Source organism: Halobacillus sp. ABH2_015, from assembly GCF_056158945.1.
The window spans coordinates 2176398-2202716 of the sequence record NZ_JBSWUG010000002.1 but is presented as its reverse complement, the minus strand read 5'-3'; the positions used below and the strand labels follow the sequence as shown (position 1 = coordinate 2202716).

Sequence of the window (26319 nt, the reverse complement as noted above, 5' to 3'; positions counted from 1 at the left end):
TCAGGCCGGGGAAAGCAAGATAAGAATGTAAATGGTATCAGCGAATAAAAGAAAGGCGGTGTTTCTTGTGCTCGACAACCTTTCATGGAACGTTTTCAGGCAGACGGGAAGTGTGGAAACTTACTTGATGATGAAAGAATTTGAGTCGCAGGATCAACAACAGTCTCAGGAACCATTTGCTTCCTCCCCTGATCCCCTGACAACGAATGACCAAAATTCGTAAACGGAGCAGGTGATACACTTGATGGACAAAGTGGAAGGCCTTGTGATCCGTACTAATAATTATGGGGAAACACATAAGATAGTCACGATGATGACAAGGGAGAAAGGGAAAATAGGTGTCATGGCCAGAGGCGCTAAGAAGCCGAAGAGCCGGATGGCATCTGTATCCCAGCCGTTTATTCACGGAATGTATCTCATACAGTCAGGATCCGGACTTGGATCTATGAGCCAGGGGGAAATGTTATCCTCCCTCCGTTCCATCCGCGAGGATATTGTCAAAACAGCCTATGCTTCCTACATTGCAGAGCTGACCGACAAGCTCATAGAAGAAAAACAACCGGATCCTTTTCTTTTTGAACAGCTTCTGCAGACGATGGTGTGGATGAATGAAGATAAAGATCCGAACATCCTCACTATGATGTATGAATTGAAGCTTTTTAAAAAGGCCGGATTTGCGCCGGTGGTTGATCACTGCCTGAACTGCGGCAGTACAGAAGGTCCGTATTCCTTTTCCATGTCCGAAGGCGGTCTTCTCTGCTACCGCTGCAAGCATATCGATCCCGGAGCCTACGGCCTGCCGGATCCGCTTCCAAAGCTGCTGCGTTTATTTTTACATATTGATGTAAAACGACTCGGACAGATTACCATGAAGGAAGAAAATAAAAAGCTGCTCCGTCAGCTGATGGATGAATACTATGACCGTTACGGCGGATATTTTATCAAATCCAAAAAGTTTTTGAAGCAGCTTGATTTATTTTCTGAGTGAGGTTTGACAGCATCCTTGCAACTAGAGTATGATTCTAATATCAAATATACGTACTGCAGTGAAAGAGAGGAGTAGCTGAACCCCGTTCTCCACAAGCGAGCCTGAGCCGGTGAAAGTCAGGCGGGAACCATTCAGTGAAGGCGCTCTGGAGCAGTTTTTTAAAGTGGCTTTTCTACATAGAAGAGCAATTAGGGTGGAACCGCGGAAATCCCGTCCCTATGTCTGATTCAGGCATAGGGGCGGGATTTTCTTTATCCGCTCACTATTAGGAGGAGGAAAAGACTTGAATATTCAAGATATGATTTTAACCCTGCAGAATCACTGGTCCAGCCAGGGGTGTCTGCTCATGCAGGCTTATGATACGGAAAAAGGGGCAGGAACGATGTCTCCGATGACACTGCTTCGAAGCCTTGGTCCGGAACCTTGGAACGTAGCTTATGTAGAACCGTCCCGTCGTCCGGCTGATGGACGCTATGGCCAGAACCCAAACCGTTTGTACCAGCATCATCAGTTCCAGGTCATCATGAAACCATCCCCGGATAACATCCAGGAGCTGTATTTAGAATCCCTGCGTGCCCTTGGCATCGATCCGTTGAAGCATGATATCCGCTTCGTTGAAGATAACTGGGAAAACCCGACACTTGGAGCCGCCGGCCTTGGATGGGAAGTATGGTTGGACGGTATGGAAATCACTCAATTCACGTACTTCCAGCAGATCGGTGGATTGGAAGCGAAGCCGGTTTCAGCGGAAATCACGTACGGACTTGAGCGTCTGGCGTCCTATATCCAGGATAAGGAAAACGTATTTGAACTGGAGTGGACCAATGGCGTGACAGTTGGAGATATCTTCACACAGCCGGAATACGAACATTCCGTTTATACGTTCGAAGCGTCTGATGAAAAGATGCTCTTTGATTTGTTTGGGACCTATGAGAAAGAAGCGGAACGCATCATGGAAGAGGGACTCGTGTTCCCGGCGTATGATTACGTGCTGAAGTGTTCGCATACGTTCAATCTCCTGGACGCTAAGGGCGTCATCAGTGTCACAGAGAGGACGGGGTACATTTCACGGGTCCGGAACCTTGCCCGTAAAATTGCGAAAACCTATGTAGAAGAAAGGGAACGCCTCGGATTCCCAATGTTGAAGAAAGAAGGTGGAGCAGATGAGTAAGACTGTATTATTTGAGCTCGGCCTGGAGGAGCTTCCTGCCCGTTTTATTAATGATGCTCTTGCCCAGTTGAAAGATAAGACAGAGAAGTGGCTGACAGATAACCGGATTCCTTTTGGTGATATTCACGGCTTTGCCACACCGAGAAGACTGGCTGTCCAAATCACAGAAGTTGCTGATAAGCAGCCGGACGTCGAGGAAGAGGCGAAAGGCCCTGCTAAAAAGATTGCCTTGGATGAAGAAGGGAACTGGTCGAAGGCTGCCATTGGATTTACGAAAGGGCAGGGCAGAGACGTTGATGATATTTACTTCAAGGAAATCAAGGGTACAGAATATGTGCACGTGCGTAAGTTCATTGAAGGAAAGGAAACAGCCGCTCTGCTTGAGCAGTTTGGAGAGGTTTTTCTTTCTCTGAATTTTCCAAAGAATATGCGCTGGGGAGCCCGTGACCTCCGTTTTGCCCGCCCGATCCGCTGGATGGTGGCTTTATTCGGGGAGCAGGTGATTCCTTTCCAGATTGAGAACGTTCATACAGACCGCCGGACATTCGGTCATCGTTTCCTTGGATCAGAAACAACCATCACGAGTGCGGATCACTACGAACAGACGCTTTCTGATCAATACGTGATGGCCTCCGTGGAAAAGCGTCAGGACCAAATTGTAACCCAGCTTAAACAGCTGGAAGAGAAACAGAGCTGGAAGCTTATGATAGATGAGGAGCTTCTCGAAGAAGTGACCCATCTGGTGGAATATCCAGCTGTTTTCAGCGGCGCATTCTCAGAGGAATTCCTGGAGGTGCCTGAAGAAGCATTGATTACATCCATGAAAGAGCACCAGCGTTATTTCCCTGTCCGCTCCCATGATAACAAGCTGCTGCCATATTTCGTCGGTGTGCGTAATGGCGACGACCAGAACATTGATATCGTAGCCCGAGGAAACGAAAAGGTGTTGAAAGCACGCTTGAAAGATGCGCAGTTCTTTTATGAGGAAGATCAGAAGGGAAGCATCGATGAGAAGATGGAGAAGCTTTCCCGTATGGTTTATCAGGAGGAACTTGGGACGCTTGCGGATAAGGTTCAGCGGATAACAGCCATTACTGGCAAACTGAGTGAATGGCTCCACCTGAGTAAAGAAGAAAAACAAAAAGCTACCCGTGCTGCGGAAATCTGCAAATTTGACCTTGTCACCCAGATGGTCGATGAATTCACTGAACTTCAAGGAGTGATGGGGGAGAAGTATGCCCGTCTGTTTGGCGAAGATGAGGAAGTGGCTGTAGCTGTCAATGAACACTATATGCCTCGGCAGGCCAATGGTGAAGTTCCGGCATCTACAATCGGATCCATTGTAAGCATCGCAGATAAGCTCGATACGATCGTCGGCAGTGTATCTATTGGTCGTGTACCAACAGGATCCCAGGATCCATACGGGTTGAGAAGACAGGCCCTCGGTATTCTTCAAACCCTGAACAGCCGTGGCTGGTCCGTGTCCGTCGAGAAACTGATCGATCTTGTTCATCAGTTCTATATCGAGCTTGAACTCCCTACGAGATCGGAAGAAGAAGTTCACAACGATCTTCATGAATTTTTCCGTGTCCGTGCGGCCTACCTGCTTCGTGAAAAACAAGTGGATCCCGATGTGGTGGAAGCTGTTCTCGCCCAGGGGATCGGTCATTTCCCTGTTGCAGGAAGAAAAGCAGAACTCCTGGTTGAAAAGCGGAATGAACCTTCTTTCAAACCTGTCCAGGAGGCCCTCGGCCGCGTATTAAATTTAGCGAAAAAAGCCGATGCAGACGCGGTGAATCCGGATCTATTTGAGAACAAAGAAGAGCAGCAGCTTTACGATGTTTTCCAAACGGTCCATGAATCGTACAGCCGTCAGATGTCTGAAGGCCTTGTCGAAGAGGCACTGGAGACCTTGTCCGAACTGGCAGACTCCATTCACGCCTTCTTTGATGCGGTCATGGTCATGGCAGAGGATGAAAGAGTCAAAGCCAACCGACTCGGCCTGTTGAAGCAGATTTCTGAAGACATTTATCAGTATGCCGATCTGACACGAATCGAGTGGAAACAACAGTTCTAAGCACCCTTCTTTTACCCATTCAGGAAAATGAGGTATAATGAAGAATAGTATGTCACATTCAGCGTTCAGGGTGGTGAGAACTTGGAATTATCAAACCGGCAGGAGCAGATTATTCAAATTGTGAAGGATAATGGACCGATTACCGGAGAGAACATCGCAGAAAGACTGGAATTAACACGGGCGACTCTGCGTCCGGATCTTGCTATATTAACCATGGCAGGCTATCTGGATGCGCGGCCGCGGGTGGGGTATTTTTTCACGGGGAAAACAGGTTCTGAACTTTTCACGGAAAAACTGAAAAAGTTCAAAGTGAGGGAATACCAGTCCCTCCCGATTGTTGTAGAGGAAGACGTATCGGCGTATGATGCGATCTGTGCGATGTTTCTTGAAGATGTCGGAACATTGTTTGTCACGAACCATAAATCCCATCTTGTCGGCGTCCTTTCCAGAAAGGACCTGCTGAGGGCAAGCATAGGATCGAAGGACTTAACGTCCATCCCGGTCCATATCATTATGACGCGGATGCCGAATATTACGATATGTGAACCTGAGGATCTCCTTTTGGACGCCGCCCAGCAGTTAATAGAAAAACAGATCGACGGACTGCCGGTCGTGAATCCTGCAGAGGATGGGCTTGAGGTCGTTGGAAGGTTAACGAAAACGAATATAACCAAAGCCCTTGTAGAACTTGCACGCGATCAGCATATTTGATTCAGGATTAGGAGGGGCAGTATGGAGAAACCATTAATTTATGTACTATCCGATTCCGTAGGGGAGACCGCTGAGCTTGTTACCAAGGCTTGTTTGAGTCAGTTTGATGACGGACCTTTTGATCTTCAGCGCATCCCTTATGTAGAAGATAAAGGGACAATTAACGAAGCTGTTCTTCAAGCGAAAGAGCACGATGCCATGATCGGCTTTACCCTTGTCGTTCCTGAGTACAGGATTCACCTGAAACAGGAAGCCGAAAAACACGGAGTCCGCTGTGTTGATATCATGGGGCCGATGATGGAAGCGATGGAAAGTCACCTCCAAATACAGCCGAGACTGGAACCCGGCCTCGTCCACAAGCTTGATGAGGATTATTTCAAGCGGGTGGAAGCCATTGAATTCGCTGTCCGGTATGATGATGGCCGTGACCCGCGGGGCATTTCCAAGGCAGATATCGTTTTGATCGGCGTATCCCGAACGTCCAAAACTCCATTGTCCCAGTATCTTGCTCATAAAAGGCTGAAAGTGGCAAACGTCCCGATTGTTCCGGAAGTCCAGCCACCGTCTGAATTGTTCCGGGTGGACCCGGAGAAATGCATCGGCTTGAAAATCAGTGCAGAAAAGCTGAATGATATCCGGAAGGAACGTTTGAAATCCCTGGGACTCGGTGATCAGGCTACATATGCCAACCTTGAACGGATCAGCCAGGAGCTGGAGCATTTCAACAGAATCGTCGATAAAATCGGCTGCCCGGTTATTGATGTCTCTAATAAAGCTGTAGAGGAAACGGCGAATATCATTATGAATAAGCTGAGGAAAGATGCTCAGGAATAATGCAGTATCTCAAAAAGTCGCGCTTTGATTAAGCGCGGCTTTTGTTGGGAAGAATGAAATTAGGTAAAATTAGACATAGCATTCACAGGAGAAATGTATTATAATATTTTTTTGTGGAAAAATCCTGACAGGTCCGGTTTTCATATCTGCAGGATCTTTACTCCTTACGCACATTGTCTATTTTTCAGAAAAATAAAACATTTGCTTTTTAGGAGGATTCTACCGCTTGCTGTAGAAATATTGATACTATGCCAAAAATACATCGAACGGTCTGGGTGGACGCAGACAGCTGTCCCGTTCAGAAGGAAATCGAGGAAATGAGTGCGGACTGCGGCGTGACGGCCAGGTTCATTGCTACGGTTAATCATTTCAGTACAGAAAAGTCACAGACATCGTGGACCTTTGTTGATGATGGTTCCCAGTCTGTAGACCTTTACATTTTGAATGCAGCTGCCAAGGGAGATGTGGTCATTACGCAGGACTTGTCGCTGGCTGTTCTCCTGACCTCTAAAGGGGTTTATGTGATGACGCCGCGAGGAAAACTGATAAAGGAAACCGATGCGGATCACATTATGAACCAGAAGTTTATCCGGCAGCAGACGATGAAGCAGAAGCGTAAATGGAAGGGGCCTTCCGCCTTTACGGACAAGCACAGAGAAGAGTTCCGGGAAACTTTCCAATATTTGTTGTCTGATCATGAAGGAATTTAGCCTTTGGAAGAGAATAATTGAGTAGTATGGTGATCATATGGCTGGACACATTCCAGAAGAAAAAGTAGATGAGATTCGGAAATCAGCCGACATTGTGGAAGTGATCGGCGATTATGTTGACCTCAAAAAGCAGGGGAGAAACCATTTCGGCCTTTGTCCATTCCATGGGGAAAACACGCCTTCTTTTTCCGTTTCGCAGGATAAGCAGATTTTCCATTGCTTCGGTTGTGGAAAGGGAGGGAATGTCTACACCTTCCTTATGGAAATGGAAGGATACAGTTTTATACAGGCCCTCAAGCAGCTTTCTGAACGCACAGGTGTGGAAATTCCAGAGCAGTTTGCTGAGGAGAACTACACCGGTGCGGATAATCAGGAATCACAGGCGATGCTTGAAGCACACCAGTGGCTGACAAAATTATACCATCATTTGTTAAAGAATTCCAAGGACGGCCGGAAAGCCTATGAATATCTTTTGGACAGAGGTTTTACAGAAGAAACCATCCAGAAGTATCAGCTCGGGTATTCACCGGATGATAAGGATTTCGTCGTCACTTTTCTTGAGAAAAAAGGCTTTCACCCCCAGACGATGGTCAAAGCCGGCCTGCTGAGTGTGAATGATCAGGGGAATTATGCCGACCGCTTTCGCGGAAGGGTCATGTTTCCGCTGCGCAACCACCTGGGAAAGACCGTGGCTTTTGCAGGAAGAGCTCTTGGAGAGCAGCAGCCCAAATACTTGAATAGTCCGGAAACGGAACTCTTTCATAAGGGCCGGCTGCTTTATAACTTCGATCTTGCCCGGTCCTCCATACGTAAGGAAAAAACCGTTGTCCTATTCGAAGGGTTCGGGGATGTTATATCCGCTGCCCAGTCGGGTATCCCTTATGCAGTAGGGACGATGGGGACATCGCTTTCCAGTACACAGGCCAACTTGTTGAAAAAGTATACGGATCAGATCATCGTCTGTTATGACGGTGACCGCGCCGGGATTGAGGCGGCTGTCAAGGCTGCCAGACTGACAAAAAGCATCGGTTGTCAGACGTTTGTGGCCCGCGTGCCCGACGGTCTGGATCCGGATGATTTCATCCAGCGGCATGGCGGGGACCGTTTCAAGAAGGAAGTGCTTGATACCAGCGACACGTACATCTCCTTTATGATGAGTTATCTCCGCAGGGATTATAACCTGCAGGTGGAAGGAGATCGTATCGCCTATATCGAAAAAGTACTACAGGAGATTGCCACTCTGGATCGTGCGGTCGAAAGAGAGCATTACCTGAATGAGATGTCCTCTGAATTTCAGTTATCTCTGGAAACCTTGAAAGAGGAAATCAGTCAGATAAGAAGTCAGCAGGGTGTGAAGGATAATGAGCCAAAGAACCGATATACTAATCCTAAGAGGGAAACATCGGTTCAGAACAAGCTTCTTCCTGCGTTTCATAATGCGGAAAGAAAGCTGATTGCATATATGTTGAAAGATCCCTACATTGCTGATAAAGTTCAGGAGGAAATAGGAGGGGCTTTCAATATAGAAGATCATCAGGTCATTGTCACACATCTTTACGCATATTATGAAGACGGCAATGAATCAGATATCAGTCAGTTCGTTGAAATGATTGAGGATATGTCCATCAAAAACCTCGTGATCGAGCTCGCAATGGCACCCGTCAGTGAGGAAGTATCCGATCAGGAAATCCATGATTATATAGAGCGGATTCGATTGGAAAACTGGGATCGAACGGATATTAAGAGCCTGGAATCCGAGTTGAAGCGGGCTGAACAGCAGAACGAGCCGATCAAGGCCGCGGAAATTGCGATGGAGATTATAAAACGGAAAAAAGAATTAAAAGCGTAATCAGGTAGAGTTTGGATAGATTGTTGGAAGGAGGGGGACTTATGGCAGAGAAGAAACAACAGCCATCACGTTCTAAAGAAACTGAAAATCAGACGGAATTGACACTGGAGCAGGCCAAAGAGCAGGTCGTAGAGTTAGGGAAAAAACGCGGAATCCTCGCGTATGAAGAGGTGGCTGAGAAATTATCCAGCTTCGAACTCGACTCCGATCAAATGGATGAATTTTACGAGCACCTGAATGAACAGGGCGTAGAGGTCATCGGTGATTCTGAATCGGACCCTAGTATCAAGCAGCTCGATAAGGAAGAGGAATTCGACCTCAATGACCTGAGTGTACCTCCAGGTGTGAAAATCAATGACCCGGTCCGTATGTATCTGAAAGAAATCGGCCGCGTCAATCTATTATCAGCCAAAGATGAAATCAGTCTTGCCCAGCGTATAGAAAATGGGGATGAAGAAGCGAAAAGGGATCTGGCAGAAGCCAACCTTCGTCTCGTTGTAAGTATTGCCAAGCGTTACGTCGGCCGCGGCATGCTTTTCCTTGATCTAATCCAGGAAGGGAACATGGGTCTGATCAAAGCGGTAGAAAAATTCGATTACCGCAAAGGTTACAAATTCAGTACCTATGCTACATGGTGGATCAGACAGGCGATTACCCGTGCGATTGCCGACCAGGCACGTACCATCCGTATTCCGGTTCACATGGTGGAAACGATCAACAAACTGATCCGTGTGCAGCGGCAGCTTCTTCAGGATCTCGGCCGCGAACCGACACCAGAGGAAATTGCACAGGATATGGATCTTACACCGGATAAAGTCCGTGAAATCCTTAAGATTGCCCAGGAGCCCGTATCACTGGAAACACCGATCGGGGAAGAAGACGACTCCCATCTTGGTGATTTCATTGAGGACCAGGAAGCAACCTCCCCATCTGACCATGCCGCCTATGAACTATTGAAGGAACAGCTTGAAGACGTCCTGGACACACTGACAGATAGAGAAGAAAATGTCCTGCGCCTCCGTTTTGGACTTGATGACGGACGTACGCGAACACTCGAAGAGGTCGGAAAAGTGTTCGGAGTAACCCGGGAAAGAATCCGCCAGATCGAAGCGAAAGCTCTTCGTAAGCTGAGACACCCGAGCCGCAGCAAACGCCTGAAAGACTTTATGGAATAAGAACAGCCGTAGACTCAAGGTTCTTTTACAACGCCTATGTAGGAGGATCTTGAGTTTACCTGTGTTTTGGAGGAAAGTATGCAGGATGAGCGTACGAAAACCATCATTCATGAGATTCAGTACTGGAAAGAGAGCAGGCTTCTACCCGCGGAATACTGTGACTTTCTATTGGCGTTGTACACCAAAGGCGAGGAAGAAAAACCCGGCCATGCTCCTGTACAGACCGTACAGCTGCTGGTCCCGGCCTTTGTTCTGCTCAGCCTGTTTATGATACCCCTTACATTACTTGTCATTTATTTTACTCAAATGGGGTTCATAATGCAAACAGGGCTTTTGTCGTTTTTTGTAGGATCGGTATGGTTTATAAGTGGATGGTTACACTATAAACGGACCGACTGGTATTTGATACCTTTTGTGAACGGTTTGTTGATCCTTCTAATAATGTCCATCTTCGTAGTGGATCACTGGACAACATCCGTCCAGGCTGTCTACATAACGATGCTGTTTCATTTTCTTATCTGGATCAGCGTCGGAGTGTTTATGAAAATCAGGTTTTTATTATGGAGTGGCGTAACCGCTGTCATTTTGTGGATCATTTTCATTGTTTTATAAGTTTTCGGTGGTTAAGCCTTTAATAAGTAACGGTTTTCATATAAAATAAAAATAGTCGAATAGACGCGAAAAATTCATATAGGGAATACATAAGGAGGTTGCCATTCATGAGAAAGAACCCTGTGATCCCATTTGCAATTATCGCTGTACTGGGGATCGTAGCCATGATCATTGTTTCTTCTGCCGGTATCAACCAACGTGAAGCGATTCAAAGCGAGGAAGAAGGCGGAGGAGAACAGACGGAAGAAACTGCATCCGCTGATCCGGAAGAAATGTACCAGAACAAGTGTTCAAGCTGCCATGGCGGTGACTTGAGTGGAGGCGCAGGTCCGAATCTTCAGGAAGTCGGCTCCCGTTATTCAGCAGAAGAGATCCAGGACATTATCATCAATGGTAAAGGATCACAGATGCCTGCAGGTCTTTATACCGGTGAGCAGGCCACTCAGCTGGCAGAATGGCTCGCTGAGAAAAAATAAGAAGTACGTGAGAAGCTTTCTGCTGCTGTCAGAAAGCTTTTCTTTATGAGAGGAACGATTTTTTATGAATGTACATCAACTATCCGAACGGCTGGCAAAGGTAGCGGAATACCTGCCTGCTGGAGCAGTATTTGCTGATATAGGGTCTGATCATGCCTATCTGCCTTGTTATGTCTGTTTAAAGGATCCACAGGCACAAGCGATAGCCGGAGAGGTTAATCAAGGCCCTTATGACAGCGCCCTGAATGAAGTGAAAGCCCATGATCTTCAATCCAGGATCGATGTCAGATTGGGAGATGGTCTCGAAGTGATCCAGCCTGGAGAAGTTAAGCAGGTCACCATCGCCGGTATGGGAGGGCCGTTAATCCGGGATATTCTGGACAGAGGCAGGGATAAGTTAACCGCCGTTAACCGTATCGTCGCCCAGCCGAACATTGATGCACGCTCGATCCGTCAATGGTTTTACACGCATGGATACAGCCTGATTGACGAACAGATCATGGAAGAAGGCGGGCACATCTATGAAATCCTTGCAGCAGAAAAAGGGGACCCTGCCCTTGCTTATGAACCCGCCGACTTGGACAAAGAGCTTTGGCTCGGCCCTTACCTTATGAAGGAAAGGTCAGAAGCGTTTAGGAAGAAGTGGCACGAGGAAATGATCAAGAAGGAATATATCCTTGATCAAATGCAGAAGGCTTCCACTGTGGATGAAGTGAAAGTGGACACGCTTCAAAAGGAAATGAAATGGCTGCAGGAGGTTTTATCAAAATGAATAAAGTAACGGCCGGGGAAATCATAAAAACATTGGAAACATGGGCACCAAAAAGCTTTGCTTATGACTGGGACAACGTAGGGCTGCAGGTGGGCAGCCTGAACAAGCCGGTGCAGAATGTCATGGTAACGCTTGATGTTGTTGAAAGTGTAGTGGATGAGGCGGTTGAAAAAAAGGTGGATCTTATCATTGCCCATCATCCCCTGTTATTTGTGAAACTTCATCAAATCAATGTGGATACGCCAAAAGGACGGATAGTCCAGAAGCTTCTGAAACACGATATTACGGTGTATGCGGCGCATACGAACCTGGATGTTGCAGAAGGCGGAGTGAATGATGTGATGGCAGACCTTCTCGATGTTAAAAACCGCCGGCCTTTGATTCCGACAGAAACGGAAAAGCTTGTGAAACTGGCTGTTTTTGTCCCTGATTCCCACCTGGAAGCTGTAAGGGATGCGGTGAGCGAAGCAGGGGCAGGTTTTATTGGTGATTACAGCCACTGTACCTATCAGGTTTCCGGTGAAGGGACGTTCAAACCTCAAGAGGGTACAAACCCTTATCTTGGGGAGCAGGGCCGCTTGGAGCAGGTCCAGGAGAAACGTTTGGAAACCATCGTTCCACAGGATAAGCTGTCTAAAGTTCTTGAAGCGATGGAAAAAGCCCACCCGTATGAGGAAGTGGCTTATGATCTTTATCCTCTTCTCAATGAAGGCAGGACCCTCGGAATTGGAAGAGTGGGCCGGCTGGACGAGCCCATTTCCCTCCAGGATTTTGCTGACAAAGTGAAGGAGCGTTTCGACGTCCCTCATGTGCGTGTGGCAGGGAAAATGGGGAACACCGTTCAAACGGTCGCCGTTCTGGGTGGAAGTGGAGAAAAATATATTCATAAGGCTAAGAGAAGCGGAGCTGACGTATATGTGACCGGAGATATGACCTTCCATATGACTCAGGACGCTGTGGAGATGGGCTTAGATGTGATTGATCCCGGTCACCATGTGGAGAAAGTGGTCTGCGTAAAAGTACAGCAGTATCTGGAGGAACGCTGCAATAAAGATGGAGCCTTGAACATCCTGGTGTCCGAAGTGGATACAGAGCCCTTTATAATCCAGTAAAAAAGGATGAAAGCGGGAAGCTTTCATCCTTTTTATTATCGTTTCACTTTTTTGCGTGCTCTTACAGGAGGGAGGATTTTCTTCTGCTCGACCTTGGATTCACGAATCCAGGTAGCATCGTCCTCATGGTCAAACTGCTCAATGAACTTGATCACTTCTTTTGTGATCGGTGTTGGCGTGGAAGCACCGGCGGTAACGGCTACTTTATGAACACCTTCCAGCCATTCCAGCTGTATTTCGGTTACATCAGCAATCCGGTAGGCGGTGGTTCCGGCCTTTTCTTTGGATACCTGGGCAAGCCTGTTGGAGTTATTACTCATCGGGTCACCAACAACGAGCGTCAAATCGGCTTCACCCGCCTGTTCTGACACAGCTTCCTGGCGTACCTGTGTAGCCATGCAGATTTCCTGCTGTTTCTCAAGCTGAGGGAACTTTTCCTTGGCTTTTTCCATGACATCATAGACGTCCCATTGACTCATCGTCGTCTGGTTGGTAATCATAAGCTTATCATGATCCAGCTCCAGATTCTCGACATCCTCCTCTGTCTGTACAAGGTGGACCTTCCCGGGAGCGACGCCCATCGCCCCTTCCGGCTCAGGGTGTCCTTTTTTACCGACGTAGATGACTTCAAATCCTTCCGCAACTTTTTTGCGGATCAGGTTATGGGTGTTGGTAACATCCGGACATGTAGCATCAAGAACAGTCAGTCCTTTATCGCGGGCCCTTTCCTTCACCTGCGGGGAAACGCCGTGGGCCGTGAAAATAACCGTACCTTCATGAATACCTTCCAGCATATCGCTGCGGTTTTTACCATCGACAGTGATGATGCCTTCTTCTTTGAAGGCTTCGGTCACATGGGAGTTATGGACAATCATACCTAATATATAAATCGGGCGCGGCAGATTCTGGTCTTTTGAGGCATTTCTCGCAATGACCATGGCATCTACGACTCCGTAACAATAACCGCGAGGGGCGATTTTAATAACTTCCATTGATTAACGTCCTCCTCTTTATCCAATCGAACAACTTTTAAGATACCATCTTCATTATAAAGGGTAAAGCGTAAGTTGACAAAGAAAGCGGTGGTCAGACAACGTTATCGTGCAATTTAGGGCGCACTCTATTATAATAGGGAAGGAACATTTTACATTAAAGGAGAACGGACATGAGTAAGCATACTTTTGAACAATACGCAATTTCCTCTACAGTAAGCAGAATTGTAGAAGGTTTGGGCTTTAAACAGCCGACGCCGATCCAGCAGCAGGTGCTGCCGCCGGCATTAAGAGGGGAAAGTTTGATCGGACAATCCCACACTGGATCCGGTAAGACACATGCCTATCTGCTGGCTTTATTCAGCCGGATGGATGAGAATGCCGATGCCGTACAGTTTGTCATTACAGCACCAACACGTGAACTGGCCATCCAGATTCATGAAGAAGTGAAAAAAGCCGTGAAGCACGCAGGTAAACAAGAGATTTGGCGGTCCAAGCTGTTGATCGGTGGAACGGATAAACAGAAGATGGTGGAGAAACTGGCTTCCAATCCGCCGCACATTGTCGTAGGAACACCGGGCCGTATACTCGATATGGTCAAAGAGGAAGCGGTAGACCTTTATCAAGCCAAATCGTTCGTTCTGGACGAAGCGGATTTAATGCTGGACCTCGGATTTATCGAAGAAGTGGATCAGATTCTTGTTCGCATGGCCGAAGACGTGCAAATGCTTGTTTTCTCTGCAACCATTCCTGAACGGCTGCAGCCATTCCTGAAGAAGTACTTGACCAATCCGGTCCATATTCAAATCGAGGATGATAAGCCATCTCCGGAAACGATGGAGCACCGGTTGATTCCTCTCCGGCATAAACAGCCTGGAGAAGTGATCATGGATATCACGAAGGCGATTCAACCTTATCTGGCCATTATTTTCACGAATGGCAAAGGTCTTGCAGACGAATTGGCGGAGGATTTGATGAGTCGTGGTTTGGAAACAGGCATCCTTCACGGAGGCTTGTCCCCGCGAGAGCGTAAAAGAGTCCTGAAAGAAATCCAAAACCTCCGTTATCAATACATCGTAGCGACCGACCTTGCTGCGCGTGGGATTGATATCCAGGGTGTGAGCCACGTCATCAACGCCCAGATGCCGAAGGAAGAGGAATTCTATATACACCGTGTCGGACGTACAGCAAGGGCCGGGCTGGAAGGTACAGCAATCAACCTCTATCAGGAAACCGATCTTCCATTGATCCAGAAGCTTGAGAAGAAGGGGTTGTCTTTCCAATTCTATGAAGTGAAACAAGGGGAATGGAAAGAAGTGAATGCCTATAATGAGCGGCAGATCCGTGAAAAGAAAGAAACGGATCTGGATAAACAGGCGAAACAGCTCGTCCGCCGTCCGAAAAAGGTGAAGCCGGGCTATAAGAAAAAGATGAAAAAGCAGGCGGAACAAAATAAACGCAGATTGAAGCAGAACCGCTTTAAAAAGAAATAAGAAAGGGTCGAGATCGTCATGGTTAAAATTGGTTCACACGTATCAATGAAAGGGAAGAAAATGCTTCTTGGCGCAAGTGAAGAGGCAGCTTCCTACGGATCCGGCACATTTATGATATATACAGGCGCCCCTCAAAATACGCGCCGCCGTCCAATTGAAGAATTGAATATCGAGGCAGGTCAGGAGCATATGAAGGCCAATGGTATTCAGGATATTGTCGTGCATGCTCCCTATATCATAAATGTAGGTAACACGACCAAGCCGGAAACCTTTCAACTGGGTGTTGATTTCCTGCGCAGCGAAATAGAGCGCACAGAAGCGCTTGGAGCAGGACAAATCGTTCTTCACCCGGGGTCCCACGTGGGGCAGGGAGTGGAAAAGGGTCTTCCGAAAATTATTGAAGGGCTGAATGAAGTCCTTCATAAAGATCAAAATGTCCAGATTGCCCTGGAAACGATGGCCGGCAAAGGTTCCGAAATTGGAAGAAGTTTTGATGAGCTTGCGCAGATTATTGATGGTGTCACATTGAACGAAAAGCTTTCCGTCTGTATGGATACGTGCCACATTCATGACGCAGGCTACAATGTAGTGGAGGATTTTGATGGTGTGCTGAACGAGTTTGATAAAATTGTCGGACTGGACCGCCTGAAAGTCATTCACGTCAATGATAGTAAGAACATTCAGGGAGCAGCCAAGGACCGCCATGAAAATATCGGCTTCGGTCATATCGGCTTCGATGCCCTTCATCAGGTGATTCATCACCCGCAGTTGAAGGATCTTCCAAAAATTTTGGAAACCCCGTACGTGGGGGAAGATAAGAAGAACAAAAAGCCTCCGTATCGATTTGAAATCGATATGGTTAAGCAAGGGACGTTTGATCCGGACCTTAAAGAAAAGATTCTAAAACAGTCATAAGAAAAAGGCGGGGGTGCTGAACCTTCCGCCTTTTTTTATTTCAGCCAGTCCTCGACCCCGTACTCCTCTGCCAGTTTATGAAGCAGTTTATTTACAGAGCGGGCTGTGTCTGCGGAGGTCAGCCCGGCCAGTTTCTTCAACATTTTCTTCCGGCCATTCTTTTCAAAAGGGTTTTCCTTATTTTTTTTCAACGCTTGAACAATAGCCTGTGCCTCTCCCTCGGTAATCGGTATCCGATACTTTGTGCTGTATTGAAGCAGTTCTTTGACGGTTAACTGCTTCAATTTCTGGGTAATGAACTGTTGGGCCATCTTCTTCATCATGTCATCACCTTTTTCCACTGTTTCATACACCTTATGAATTGTGGGAATGATGTGTGTTTTACAAATCATTCACGTGTGAGTAGATAAATTGAAATCAAACACCCATTCGGTTAAGATGGCGCAATGGGTTTCATGGGCTCTTATGGTAAAGGAAGAGTCACGGGAAGGAGTGAACAGAATGAGGGATCAAAAACCAATCATTCGAACGGTCTTTGCTATGCTGTTAATGAGTCTTGTCTTTATAACTTATCATCAATGGCATCAAAACGAACAGCAGGCATTGGCAGATGAAAATAAAACGTTGGAGCAGAACAAGGAAAAGCTTGAGGGAGACAAGGAAAAGCTGTCTTCTGTCAACGACTATTTGAAGGAGCAGTCTTCAGAGAATAAACAAAAAAATGGATATCTGACATGGCCGGGGATCGAAGACCAGGCTGATATTCTGGTACAGGAAAGTGAGGGAGCCTTCAAGAAGGCATGGGCCATGTATTTAGTGAAGGAGTCCAAACGCTATGATTTGGATCCATACCTCGTTTATGAGTTGTTGAAGGTGGAAACGGGCGGGACATTTGACCCTGAGCTTGTAGGACCTGAAACAAAGTATGGACGCGCCTACGGCATGTCCCAGTTCATGAAGAATACAGCGCCGTGGATTGCGGACATGGCTGGTCTTCCCTATGAAGAGGAGCTGCTGTTTGATCCTTACTATTCCATGCAGTTATCTCTGGTTTATCTGGATTATTTAAACAGCCGTTATCAAAACTGGGACGAGGCATTAACCGCTTATCACAGGGGAATGTCCGGTCTTGAACAGTATAAAAGTGAACATGGACATGCGGAGAGCTGGTATGCCGTAGAGATTCAGGAAAACGCTGAAGCTCATACGACACTGGCTTCAGCTGAATAATGGTAAAACCGGATGAACTCATCCGGTTTTTTTTCTGCCATCAAATCCCTTCGTTAAATACAAGAGAAACGTCACATAATATAGGTGATTCTCCATACAGAAAGTGAGGGAATTCGCATGTACGATCCAAAAGAAACTGTTGAGAATCAAACAGAAAATGCTCCCCATCACGGGGACGCACGGGAACAGGTCCATGAAGATGAGCCGACAACGGAGCAGGTGCTGGATGAAGCGTTTGATGAAATCCAGGACAGCGATTTAAGAAAAGAATCCGGGTATGACAAGGTGGAATCCGTGGATGACCATGGCCGCGGTCCTTATCAGCCTGTTTATGGCGACAGTTATGAAGAGGAATTTGCCCAGGAGGCTGCTGTCGGTCCCATTGATGAACCAATGAATAATGGTGAGCAGGAAACGACGATGGAGGATGATGTGAAAGTAGGAATGGGCTGGCTAGGATTATCGGCCGCTATTCTTTCCTTCTTTTTTGCTCCACTGATTCTCGGTGCCGCCGGGATTATTCTTGGGATTGTCGGGAAGAGAAGGGGAGCCGATACTCTTGGAAACACGGCGATCATTATCAGTGTCGTTTCCATCGCCTTTTCTCTTTTCTTCGCTCCGTTTATCAATTTCCTGTAAAAAAAGGGGTGGACCATTATGGTCCACCCTTTTTATCTTAGGATTGCTGCTGTTCAAGCTTTTTCTGGCGCTCTTTCTCATAATGCTCTTCAGCAAGTTTATCTACTTCTTTTTTAAGCTCTTCGACCATGATGTCCTCAGGCACTTTCCGGATGATTTCTCCGTGACGGAAGAGAAGGCCTTCCCCGCGGGCACCGGCAATACCGATATCAGCTTCACGGGCCTCGCCTGGTCCATTGACTGCGCACCCAAGAACAGCTACTTTAATAGGAGCCTTGATGCTCTGGATGTATTCCTCGACCTCGTTGGCGATGGAAATCAAGTCGATTTCAATACGACCGCATGTCGGGCAGGAAATCAGCGTAGCAGCGTTGGACGCAAGTCCGAAAGTCTTCAGAAGTTCCTTCGCTACTTTTACTTCCTCTACAGGATCAGCACTTAAACTGATTCGGACGGTGCTTCCGATTCCTTTACTCAGAATGGCACCAAGACCGGCCGCACTTTTTACTGTACCTGCAAAAAGCGTCCCGGATTCTGTAATACCAAGGTGAATCGGGTAATTGAAAGCGGCCGCTGCTTTTTCATAGGCTTCAATCGCCAGTTTGACATCTGAAGCTTTCAAGGAAACGATGATGTCGTGGAAGTCGAGATCTTCAAGAATTTTAATGTGGTGAAGGGCACTCTCAACCATTCCATCAGCCGTTGGATAACCGTATTTTTCAAGGATGTGACGCTCAAGGGAACCGGCGTTGACTCCAATACGGATAGGGATGCCTTTTGCTTTTGCTGCTTTTACGACAGCTTCAACTTTTTCGCGCTTCCCAATGTTCCCCGGGTTGATCCGGATTTTATCCGCCCCGCCTTCGATCGCTTTCAATGCTTTCTTATAATCGAAGTGAATATCGACAACAAGCGGGATATTGATGCGTTTTTTGATTTCAGGGATGGCGTCAGCAGCACGATCGTCAGGGCAGGCCACACGGACGACCTGGCATCCGGCTTCCTCCAGACGTTTGATCTCAGCTACAGTAGCCTCCACATCATGGGTCTTCGTCGTGGTCATGGACTGAATGACAACTTCATCAGAACCACCTATAGTAAGGTCCCCGACTTTCACGGGACGTGTATCTTTTCTGTGCGTAATTGGCATGAATATCGCTCCTTTAAATTAAAAAAAGGGTTGCAGGATGTTTTTCCAATCTTCATTATAAGGCTAATGGCCGGAAATGAGAAGTAAGGACTCTTAAAAGCCCTGGATTTCACGTAAAGTTTGTGTAAACAGATTGGATTTCCTCGACGTGAAAAGTATATCACGAGAGGAAACGGAAGAAAATTGTTATCATTTGAAACATAGCACCACAGTTGTTCGTATGTATAGTAATAGAAGAGAGGGTGAGCGGTTATGCTTCAAACAGACTGGATAGCACTCCTGATTACATTTTTAGGAACAATGTTCCTGATTGGTGAGCTGCTTGTTAACATGCGTGGGGTTTTCGCTGTGCTGGGGCTTGGATTTATTACCGTGTTTTTTTCCAGTTACCTGGCTGTCGATATGTTCATTATTATGATGTTTGTGTACTTTCTAGGTCTTACACTTATGATTATTGATGGAAAGCTGATTAATGATGGAACACTTGCCACTATAGGTGCAGCAGCGATGATTACAGCTGTTGGTTTCAGTGCGCCTAACTGGACTGCGGGATTATACAGTGTCATTGGTGTTATTGCCGGAGGCTTTTCTGCCCTCATTTTCCTCAAGGTTTTTAAGCGCAGAAACATGTGGAACAAAATGGCGTTGAATGATCAGATGACCTCGGAGATGGGCTATAATTCCATGAATGAATCCTATCAGAAGCTTTTAGGGAAAACGGGGTCTGCGCAGACAGATATGCGTCCTTCCGGTACGATAGAGGTAGATGGAGAGGATTACAGCGCTGTCTCGAACGGCCAGTGGATTTACAAAGGAGAGCCGGTAACGGTCGCTTCTGTCGACGGGACTAAAATCATGGTCAAAAAGGTTCAGAATTAACTATTGTTCACATATTCTTCATCGTTTCTTAACACTTCATTGTCATAATTTATTTGGATGATTATTCAAATGACAATGGAGTGTTTTCTAATGAACGTTAAAAGAAAGACCGGCTTATTAAAATTTACACGGGGCGGATGGCCTCTTCAGGTAAGACTGACGCTCCTGATTATTTTACTTGTCCTTCTCTCTGTATTTGCAACAGGTTTTTTTTCCTATACGAAAGCAGAGGAAAACCAGCTGGCTCTTGTGCAGGACCGGTTGGAACGAGAGCTGCTCGTGGTTCAGGATGTAGCGCAGCAATTGATGTATGCCTTCGTAGGGGATCAGAAGGAATTCGATCAGCGTTTTCAAGGCTATGCAGATGCACAGAAAGCTCAGATGCAGCAGGATGGTCTGACAGCGGATGCATACCTGTTCACTGAACAAGCTGTGTATTCCTATCCAGACTTGACTCCTGTTCCTTCTTTTACCGAAGAGGAAGTAGAGGAGGTTTTAAGTAAGGAAAATGGCACAGAACAGTGGACGACAAATGAAGAATCGTTTGTGTATTCGTTTGCTCCTGTCCAGGAGCTGCAGGGGATCTATGTTCTTGGTGTGGCGGAAGAGGATATTATGAAAGAAGTCGATCAAATGGCCTGGTATACGTTTTTGATTGGAGCTGGGACAGCGGTTGTAGCTGGAGTCATGGTTTCCTATATCATTCGAAAGACTGTCCGCCCCCTCAAACAGCTGGAGGAAATGATGGGGAAGATTGGCAGCGGTGTGATCGGGGAGGCATCGGCTGTAAAAACGAGTCTGCCGGAGGTCCGGTCATTAAAAAGGAGTTATGAAAAGTCCATTACCACTATTGTGGATATTCTGTCTACGGTAAAAGCAGCCGTCCAAAACCTTGATCAAGGGGGAAGCCGCATGGATGAATCAGCGCGGGTTCTTGATCAATCCCAGCGGGCGTTAAAGGAAGAGCTTCTTAAAGTAGATAGAACTGCTGCTGAAACAGAAGGATTTATGGAGGATCAGCAGGAAGTCTTTCGTGAACTTTCTCAAGTTTTCTCCCACTTGAAATCAGCCATGGATCACATGATGGAGAGACAGGGACAAATGAACCAGTCGGCTGCTTCCGGTAATGATGGGGTGGAGCGCGTGGAAAGTTCCTATATAAGTATAAGAAGAGAACTGACAGAAATGTCATCAAGAGTAGAATCCTTTCAGAGTTATATGCATTCGGTACAGGATTCAGGAGCTAAAATCCAGGAGCTGGCTGAACAGACGAGGATGCTTGCTTTAAATGCTTCCATTGAGGCAGCGAGAGCCGGAGATCATGGCCGGGGATTTGCTGTTGTAGCCAGGGAAGTGGGTAAGCTGGCCGATCTTTCCCGGAACACGGCCTTGAACATCGATCAGCGAATGGCGGATCTGATCGAGCTTGGATCTGACTTTTCCAGACAGTTTCGACGTCTTTCTGTTGAAATGAATGATCAGCAGAAGCAAATGGATATTTCAAAAGCAGCTTTTCGAGATCTTTCCTCTGGAATGGAAACGTTCAACGTACAATTAGAATCCGCATACCTTCATTTGGTGGATGGAGAAGAAGTGATGCCCCGGATGCAGAAGGTCATAAAAGGGATGGACCGCCTGACAAGGGACCAGTCCTTGTCCATTGACCATTTAACCCAGGCATCAGACTGGCAGGAGGAAAATGTGAGAATGACGGAGGAATTCATAAGAGAATTGGTCGTATTGACCCAGGAACTGTCCGACATGATTACAACTAAACAGTTGGTTTATGAAGGTGGGGAGAATGTTTCTGAGCCTCATGCTTCTTAAACATCGAGCGTTTGAAAATACCTGTACATAAAGAAGGCTTCCTTGTAAAAGGGGGTCTTTTTGTTATGGAACAGACAGAGATGCATGAGAGCTAAGGAAATCACCATCCCAGGTTAGTTTGTGTGAGAAAAAACGGCAATGTAAATTTAATGTTAAGTTTTCTATTACATCTTTACAAAAGAATCATAGTTCGTTAATAATGGATGAGGTGTTTTAAAGAGAGACATACAGAAATTTTGGATGAGGAAAGGGTGGAAAACATGGAAATCGATGTGCAGCAGATGATATTCGAATTCATCGGCGGGCTAGGTATTTTCCTGTTTGGAATTAAATTTATGGGGGACGGCCTCCAAAAAGTAGCCGGAGACCGTTTGAGGGAACTTTTAGACCGTTTTACCAGCAATCCGTTAATGGGTGTCATTGCCGGTGCCGTAGTGACGATTCTCGTTCAAAGTAGTTCTACAACAACCGTTTTGACTGTCGGATTGGTTAACGCTGGATTTATGACCTTTAGACAAGCTATCGGTGTTATAATGGGTGCCAATATTGGGACGACATTTACTGCATTCATTATTGGTATTGATATTAAAGAGTATGGACTGCCGATCCTGGCTCTAGGTGCCCTGTTGATTTTCTTCTTTAAGAATAAGAAAGTATCCAATATCGGCCAGACCGTTTTTGGACTCGGTGCTTTATTCTTTGGTCTTGAATTAATGAGCGGAGGAATGAAGCCGCTGCGTTCCCTTGAAGCATTCAGGGAACTGACACTCAGTATGAGTGAGAACCCGGTACTTGGTGTCGTGATCGGTACACTGTTCACAGTAATCGTACAGAGTTCCAGTGCCACGATCGGTATTCTGCAAGGACTGTTTGGAGAAGGCCTTGTAGATATACAGGCATCTCTGCCGGTACTTTTCGGAGATAACATTGGAACAACCATCACAGCTGTCATTGCAGCGGTTGGAGCAAGTGTAGGGGCCAAGCGTGCGGCTTTTGTACACGTGATTTTCAACGTGCTCGGTGCTACCGTTTTCCTCATTCTATTGAAGCCTTTTACCTTATACGTCGAGTGGCTCCAGAACTATATGGACCTTGGACCGGAGATGACCATCGCTTTCGCGCATGGGTCGTTTAACATTGCCAACACGGTGGTCCAGTTCCCGTTCATCGCTGTTCTGGCGTGGATCGTTGTTAAACTCGTACCAGGGAATGATTCCCTGATTGAATTCAAGCCTCAGCATCTGGACCCAATCTTTATCGAGCAGTCTCCTTCTCTTGCGCTTGATCAGGCGAAGGAAGAAGTGATCCGCATGGGCGAATATGCCTATAAAGGATTGGAAGAAACGAGTCTGTATTTAAACAATAAACAGCAGAAGCATTCAGAAATTGCGATGCAGATTGAAGATGCATTGAACAACCTCGATCGGAAAATCACCGATTACCTGGTTGATCTTTCTCAAGCATCGCTTACGGACGAAGAAAGCCGGAAACACTCAGCTCTTATGGATTCTGTCCGTGATCTGGAACGGATCGGGGATCACTTTGAGAATATCATCGAGCTCATCGATTATAAGAATTCCAACAAAGTAAATCTTACTGCTCAAGCTGTCGACGACTTAAATACAATGTTCGATCTGACATTGATGACAGTGAAGCAGGCAACAAAATCCCTTGAAAACATGAGCCGTGAGGAAGCACTCGCTGTTGTCCAGAAGGAAAATGAACTGGACCGGATGGAACGAAGCTATCGCAAGAAACACATCATCCGTCTGAATGAAGGAGTATGTACAGGACAGGCCGGTATCGTCTTTGTAGATATGATCAGTAATCTCGAACGGATCGGAGATCACGCTGTGAATATCGCAGAAGAAGTACTGGGAGAAAAAGATAGTCTGTAATGAACGAGGTGAAAGCTTACCAAAGCTTTCACCTTTTTTTATAAAAATCCTTGCCGAGTCGTTCATTGCATGGTATATTATTTTTGTCGCTGAAAACGGAACGGGAAAATATGTTGACACAGTGATACATAAATGGTATATTAATTAAGTCGCTTACAGAGCGAATATGGCGGTGTAGCTCAGCTGGCTAGAGCGTACGGTTCATACCCGTGAGGTCGTGGGTTCGATTCCCTCCACCGCCACCATACATATGATCTTATCTATAAACATGGCGGTTGTGGCGAAGTGGTTAACGCACCGGATTGTGGTTCCGGCATTCGTGGGTTCGATTCCCATCAGCCGCCCCATGTGGACCCTTAGCTCAGCTGGTTAGAGCTATCGGCTCATAACCGATCGGTCGCAGGTTCGAGTCCTGCAGGGTCCACCATATAGATTCCGGAGGAGTACCCAAGTTTGGCTGAAGGGAGCGGTCTTGAAAACCGCCAGGGGGTTTACGCCCCGCGGGGGTTCGAATCCCTCCTCCTCCGCCATCTTTTCTTTTTTTATAAAGGGATATCTAAAACAGCATAGTTTTATGGCTCGGTAGCTCAGTCGGTAGAGCAACGGACTGAAAATCCGTGTGTCGGCGGTTCGATTCCGTCCCGAGCCACCATTGATTGAATGAACAAGCGGTATGCTTGTTTTTTTTATGTTTAAGACCGATACATAAGGGAATTTATAATACCGGAAGATATTCCATTTCACTGCCTTGCAAATCAGTTGCAACAGGCAGGTCTGTTTGATAATGTAAAACGAGAGGCAGAGGCTTCTTATTTTACATACTATTTTAAAGGAGGAGTTACATTATGGCTAAATTTGAACTACCAGAACTACCTTACGCATACGATGCATTGGAACCAACGATCGATAAGGAAACAATGAACATTCACCATACGAAGCACCACAACGGATATGTTACCAAGCTGAACAACGCTCTTGAAGGACATGCTGATCTTCAGGACAAATCATTGGAAGAGCTTCTTTCCAACAACCTTTCAGCTGTACCGGAAGATATCCGCACTGCTGTGCGCCGTAATGGCGGTGGTCATGCCAACCACAGTCTTTTCTGGACGATCATGTCTCCAAACGGCGGCGGTGAGCCGGCGGGTGATCTAGCTACTCAGATCAACGACACATTCGGAAGCTTTGATCAATTCAAAGAAAAATTCGAAACGACAGCAACCGGCCGTTTCGGTTCAGGCTGGGCATGGCTTGTAGTCAATAATGGCAGCCTGGAAGTGATTGATACACTAAACCAGGATTCTCCGATCATGGAAGGTAAAACACCTATCCTTGGCCTGGACGTATGGGAGCATGCGTACTACTTGAACTACCAGAACCGCCGTCCGGATTATGTTTCTGCATTCTGGAATGTTGTAAACTGGGATGAAGTAGCGAAGCGCTTCGATGCAGCTAAATAATCGTATGAAGAATAGGTGAGAGAGGGACGGATATTTCCGTCCCTCTCTTTTTGTATATCTCCATATGTTCTGAAAACACTAAAGGAGAACATAAAGGAGACATGCATATGATGAGTAAGCTGCGCACATGGCTGAGCCGCGAAAACGTTTCTAGAGATTTATTATTGTTACTTCTCATTGGAGGCTTGTACTCCCTCGGAATATTCTTATCCAGTACCTTTGTGAACATATACTTATGGAAGCAGTCCAACAGCTACACGGATATCGCTCTTTATAACCTCAGCATATACATTTTTCAGCCGCTTACCTTTATCGTTGCGGGACGGTGGGCGAAAAAGATGGACCGTGTCATTGTGCTGCGAACAGGAGTAACAGTCCTTTCGTTATTTTTCCTGACTGTGCTGGTGGTGGGGGAACGGGCGGCTTCCTTCAACTTGATGCTCGGTGCCCTGCTCGGAATCGGTTACGGTTTTTACTGGCTTGCTTATAACGTTCTGACTTTTGAAATTACAGAGCCGGATACACGAGATTTTTTTAACGGCTTTCTCGGTGTCCTGCAGTCGCTTGGCGGTATGACAGGACCCCTTTTGGCCGGCTTTATTATTTCACGCCTCAATAACTTTACCGGGTATACAGTGATTTTCAGTGCTTCGTTTGCCTTATTTATTGTAGCCGTGCTGGTGAGTTTTGGATTATCAAGAAGAAGAGCACGGGGGAATTTTTCTTTCCGGCGGATTGTAACCGAGCGGAAGCATAATGTGGACTGGAAACGTATTTTAAATGCTCATGTAGCCCAGGGATTCAGAGAGGGGACTTTTTTGTTTGCTGTATCCATTTGGATTTTCCTGCTGACAAAAAATGAACTGTCTCTCGGAGTTTTTAATTTGGTTTACTCCGGTTTTTCATTTATGTTTTATTTTCTTGTGAGCAGATGGGTGAAACCGAAGCGGAGGAAAACATCGATCTTTATTTCAGGCCTCTGCTTATATGTCAGTGTCATCATCCTTCTATTCAGCAGCACGATGCCGCTGCTTTTATTGTACGCCGCTGTTGCCGGAGTCTTTTTTCCTTTGTTGTACGTGCCCTACGTGTCTCTCACCTATGATGTCATCGGGAGATCGTGGAATGCGGCTGAGATGCGGATCGAATATATCGTAGTTCGGGAAATTTTTTTGAATATGGGGAGAGTTCTATCCATCCTCGTTTTTTTAGGGGCCATTACATTTATTCCTCCGGAAACGGGGATTCCTTACATTCTGCTTCTTGTCGGCGGAGGACACTTCCTGATTTACTTTTTCATTCGAGGTATTGATTCGAAACCTCCCCGAGTGACACATAATTGAAACCAA

The 26319-nt window shown here is 46.5% G+C and carries 25 protein-coding genes, 5 tRNA genes and 1 other annotated feature; of the genes, 27 read left to right on the top strand and 3 right to left on the bottom strand.

The window, feature by feature from the left end; genetic code table 11:
• The first annotated feature begins 67 nt into the window (after window positions 1–67).
• The 13 genes from ACXAD6_RS11740 (at window position 68) to ACXAD6_RS11680 (ending at window position 12487) form a co-directional block, all read left to right on the top strand.
• The gene (locus ACXAD6_RS11740; protein WP_084163142.1) at window positions 68–223 is read left to right on the top strand and encodes a YqzL family protein; all 156 of its coding nucleotides are present in this window, start codon (window positions 68–70) and stop codon (window positions 221–223) included.
• A gap of 18 nt (window positions 224–241) precedes the next feature.
• Window positions 242–988: a DNA repair protein RecO gene (gene recO, locus ACXAD6_RS11735; protein ID WP_474969020.1), complete on the top strand. Its 747-nt coding sequence runs from the start codon at window positions 242–244 to the stop codon at window positions 986–988.
• A gap of 49 nt (window positions 989–1037) precedes the next feature.
• Window positions 1038–1209: a binding site (T-box leader), on the top strand.
• 62 nt (window positions 1210–1271) lie between these two features.
• Window positions 1272–2159 (top strand): glycine--tRNA ligase subunit alpha, encoded by an 888-nt coding sequence (gene glyQ, locus ACXAD6_RS11730; RefSeq protein WP_474969019.1) that lies wholly within the window; start codon window positions 1272–1274, stop codon window positions 2157–2159.
• On the top strand, window positions 2152–4236 hold the full coding sequence (gene glyS, locus ACXAD6_RS11725; RefSeq protein WP_474969018.1) for a glycine--tRNA ligase subunit beta: 2085 nt from the start codon (window positions 2152–2154) through the stop codon (window positions 4234–4236). Before glyQ ends, glyS begins: the two co-directional genes overlap by 8 nt.
• 81 nt (window positions 4237–4317) lie before the next feature.
• The gene (gene ccpN, locus ACXAD6_RS11720; protein ID WP_474969017.1) at window positions 4318–4947 is read left to right on the top strand and encodes a transcriptional regulator CcpN; all 630 of its coding nucleotides are present in this window, start codon (window positions 4318–4320) and stop codon (window positions 4945–4947) included.
• 21 nt (window positions 4948–4968) lie between these two features.
• Window positions 4969–5781, top strand: a complete 813-nt coding sequence (locus tag ACXAD6_RS11715) for a pyruvate, water dikinase regulatory protein (RefSeq protein ID WP_474969016.1) — start codon at window positions 4969–4971, stop codon at window positions 5779–5781.
• Between the two features lie 248 nt (window positions 5782–6029).
• Window positions 6030–6491, top strand: coding sequence for a DUF188 domain-containing protein (locus ACXAD6_RS11710; protein WP_474969015.1), 462 nt, complete (start codon window positions 6030–6032; stop codon window positions 6489–6491).
• Window positions 6492–6528: 37 nt separating this feature from the next.
• Complete coding sequence (dnaG, locus tag ACXAD6_RS11705; protein ID WP_474969014.1) at window positions 6529–8340, top strand: DNA primase; 1812 nt, start codon at window positions 6529–6531, stop codon at window positions 8338–8340.
• A gap of 41 nt (window positions 8341–8381) precedes the next feature.
• Entirely contained in the window at window positions 8382–9515 is a 1134-nt protein-coding gene (rpoD, locus tag ACXAD6_RS11700) for an RNA polymerase sigma factor RpoD (protein WP_027955371.1), read from the top strand.
• 78 nt (window positions 9516–9593) lie between these two features.
• Window positions 9594–10127: a hypothetical protein gene (locus ACXAD6_RS11695; protein ID WP_474969013.1), complete on the top strand. Its 534-nt coding sequence runs from the start codon at window positions 9594–9596 to the stop codon at window positions 10125–10127.
• Between the two features lie 107 nt (window positions 10128–10234).
• Window positions 10235–10603: a cytochrome c550 gene (gene cccA / locus ACXAD6_RS11690; RefSeq protein WP_027955373.1), complete on the top strand. Its 369-nt coding sequence runs from the start codon at window positions 10235–10237 to the stop codon at window positions 10601–10603.
• A 64-nt stretch (window positions 10604–10667) separates the two neighbouring features.
• A complete protein-coding gene (locus tag ACXAD6_RS11685) occupies window positions 10668–11375 on the top strand; it encodes a tRNA (adenine(22)-N(1))-methyltransferase (RefSeq protein WP_474969012.1) in 708 nt (235 codons plus the stop codon).
• Window positions 11372–12487, top strand: a complete 1116-nt coding sequence (locus tag ACXAD6_RS11680) for a Nif3-like dinuclear metal center hexameric protein (RefSeq protein ID WP_474969011.1) — start codon at window positions 11372–11374, stop codon at window positions 12485–12487. The genes ACXAD6_RS11685 and ACXAD6_RS11680 overlap by 4 nt, the downstream gene beginning before the upstream one ends.
• Window positions 12488–12522: 35 nt before the next feature.
• Here ACXAD6_RS11680 and ACXAD6_RS11675 read toward each other — a convergent pair whose 3' ends face one another.
• Window positions 12523–13479: a 4-hydroxy-3-methylbut-2-enyl diphosphate reductase gene (locus ACXAD6_RS11675; protein WP_027955376.1), complete on the bottom strand. Its 957-nt coding sequence runs from the start codon at window positions 13477–13479 to the stop codon at window positions 12523–12525.
• 173 nt (window positions 13480–13652) lie between these two features.
• On the opposite strand from ACXAD6_RS11675, the gene ACXAD6_RS11670 reads away from it, so the two are divergent.
• Window positions 13653–14972: a DEAD/DEAH box helicase gene (locus tag ACXAD6_RS11670; protein ID WP_474969010.1), complete on the top strand. Its 1320-nt coding sequence runs from the start codon at window positions 13653–13655 to the stop codon at window positions 14970–14972.
• An 18-nt stretch (window positions 14973–14990) separates the two neighbouring features.
• On the top strand, window positions 14991–15887 hold the full coding sequence (locus ACXAD6_RS11665) for a deoxyribonuclease IV (protein WP_474969009.1): 897 nt from the start codon (window positions 14991–14993) through the stop codon (window positions 15885–15887).
• Between the two features lie 35 nt (window positions 15888–15922).
• On the opposite strand, the gene ACXAD6_RS11660 is transcribed toward ACXAD6_RS11665, so the two are convergent.
• On the bottom strand, window positions 15923–16279 hold the full coding sequence (locus ACXAD6_RS11660) for a DUF2624 family protein (protein WP_474969008.1): 357 nt from the start codon (window positions 16277–16279) through the stop codon (window positions 15923–15925).
• 109 nt (window positions 16280–16388) lie between these two features.
• On the opposite strand from ACXAD6_RS11660, the gene ACXAD6_RS11655 reads away from it, so the two are divergent.
• Window positions 16389–17117, top strand: a complete 729-nt coding sequence (locus ACXAD6_RS11655; RefSeq protein ID WP_474969007.1) for a lytic transglycosylase domain-containing protein — start codon at window positions 16389–16391, stop codon at window positions 17115–17117.
• Window positions 17118–17234: 117 nt separating this feature from the next.
• Window positions 17235–17756, top strand: a complete 522-nt coding sequence (locus tag ACXAD6_RS11650; protein ID WP_474969006.1) for a hypothetical protein — start codon at window positions 17235–17237, stop codon at window positions 17754–17756.
• Window positions 17757–17793: 37 nt separating this feature from the next.
• Here ACXAD6_RS11650 and ispG read toward each other — a convergent pair whose 3' ends face one another.
• On the bottom strand, window positions 17794–18900 hold the full coding sequence (ispG, locus tag ACXAD6_RS11645; protein ID WP_474970417.1) for a flavodoxin-dependent (E)-4-hydroxy-3-methylbut-2-enyl-diphosphate synthase: 1107 nt from the start codon (window positions 18898–18900) through the stop codon (window positions 17794–17796).
• 258 nt (window positions 18901–19158) lie between these two features.
• On the opposite strand from ispG, the gene ACXAD6_RS11640 reads away from it, so the two are divergent.
• From ACXAD6_RS11640 to ACXAD6_RS11595, 10 genes are all read left to right on the top strand, one after another.
• Window positions 19159–19785 carry an NfeD family protein gene (locus ACXAD6_RS11640; RefSeq protein WP_027955383.1) on the top strand — a complete coding sequence of 209 codons (627 nt, stop codon included), beginning with the start codon at window positions 19159–19161 and terminating at the stop codon, window positions 19783–19785.
• 90 nt (window positions 19786–19875) lie between these two features.
• The gene (locus ACXAD6_RS11635; RefSeq protein WP_474969005.1) at window positions 19876–21612 is read left to right on the top strand and encodes a methyl-accepting chemotaxis protein; all 1737 of its coding nucleotides are present in this window, start codon (window positions 19876–19878) and stop codon (window positions 21610–21612) included.
• Between the two features lie 260 nt (window positions 21613–21872).
• On the top strand, window positions 21873–23510 hold the full coding sequence (locus ACXAD6_RS11630; protein WP_474969004.1) for a Na/Pi cotransporter family protein: 1638 nt from the start codon (window positions 21873–21875) through the stop codon (window positions 23508–23510).
• A 168-nt stretch (window positions 23511–23678) separates the two neighbouring features.
• Window positions 23679–23755 (top strand) — tRNA-Met (locus ACXAD6_RS11625).
• 26 nt (window positions 23756–23781) lie between these two features.
• Window positions 23782–23857, top strand: a tRNA-His gene (locus tag ACXAD6_RS11620).
• Window positions 23858–23860: 3 nt separating this feature from the next.
• A tRNA-Ile gene (locus tag ACXAD6_RS11615) sits at window positions 23861–23937 on the top strand.
• Window positions 23938–23947: 10 nt separating this feature from the next.
• A tRNA-Ser gene (locus ACXAD6_RS11610) sits at window positions 23948–24040 on the top strand.
• Window positions 24041–24086: 46 nt separating this feature from the next.
• Window positions 24087–24162, top strand: a tRNA-Phe gene (locus ACXAD6_RS11605).
• Window positions 24163–24355: 193 nt separating this feature from the next.
• Complete coding sequence (locus ACXAD6_RS11600) at window positions 24356–24970, top strand: superoxide dismutase (protein WP_027955386.1); 615 nt, start codon at window positions 24356–24358, stop codon at window positions 24968–24970.
• A gap of 107 nt (window positions 24971–25077) precedes the next feature.
• Entirely contained in the window at window positions 25078–26313 is a 1236-nt protein-coding gene (locus ACXAD6_RS11595; protein WP_474969003.1) for an MFS transporter, read from the top strand.
• Window positions 26314–26319: the final 6 nt, after the last annotated feature.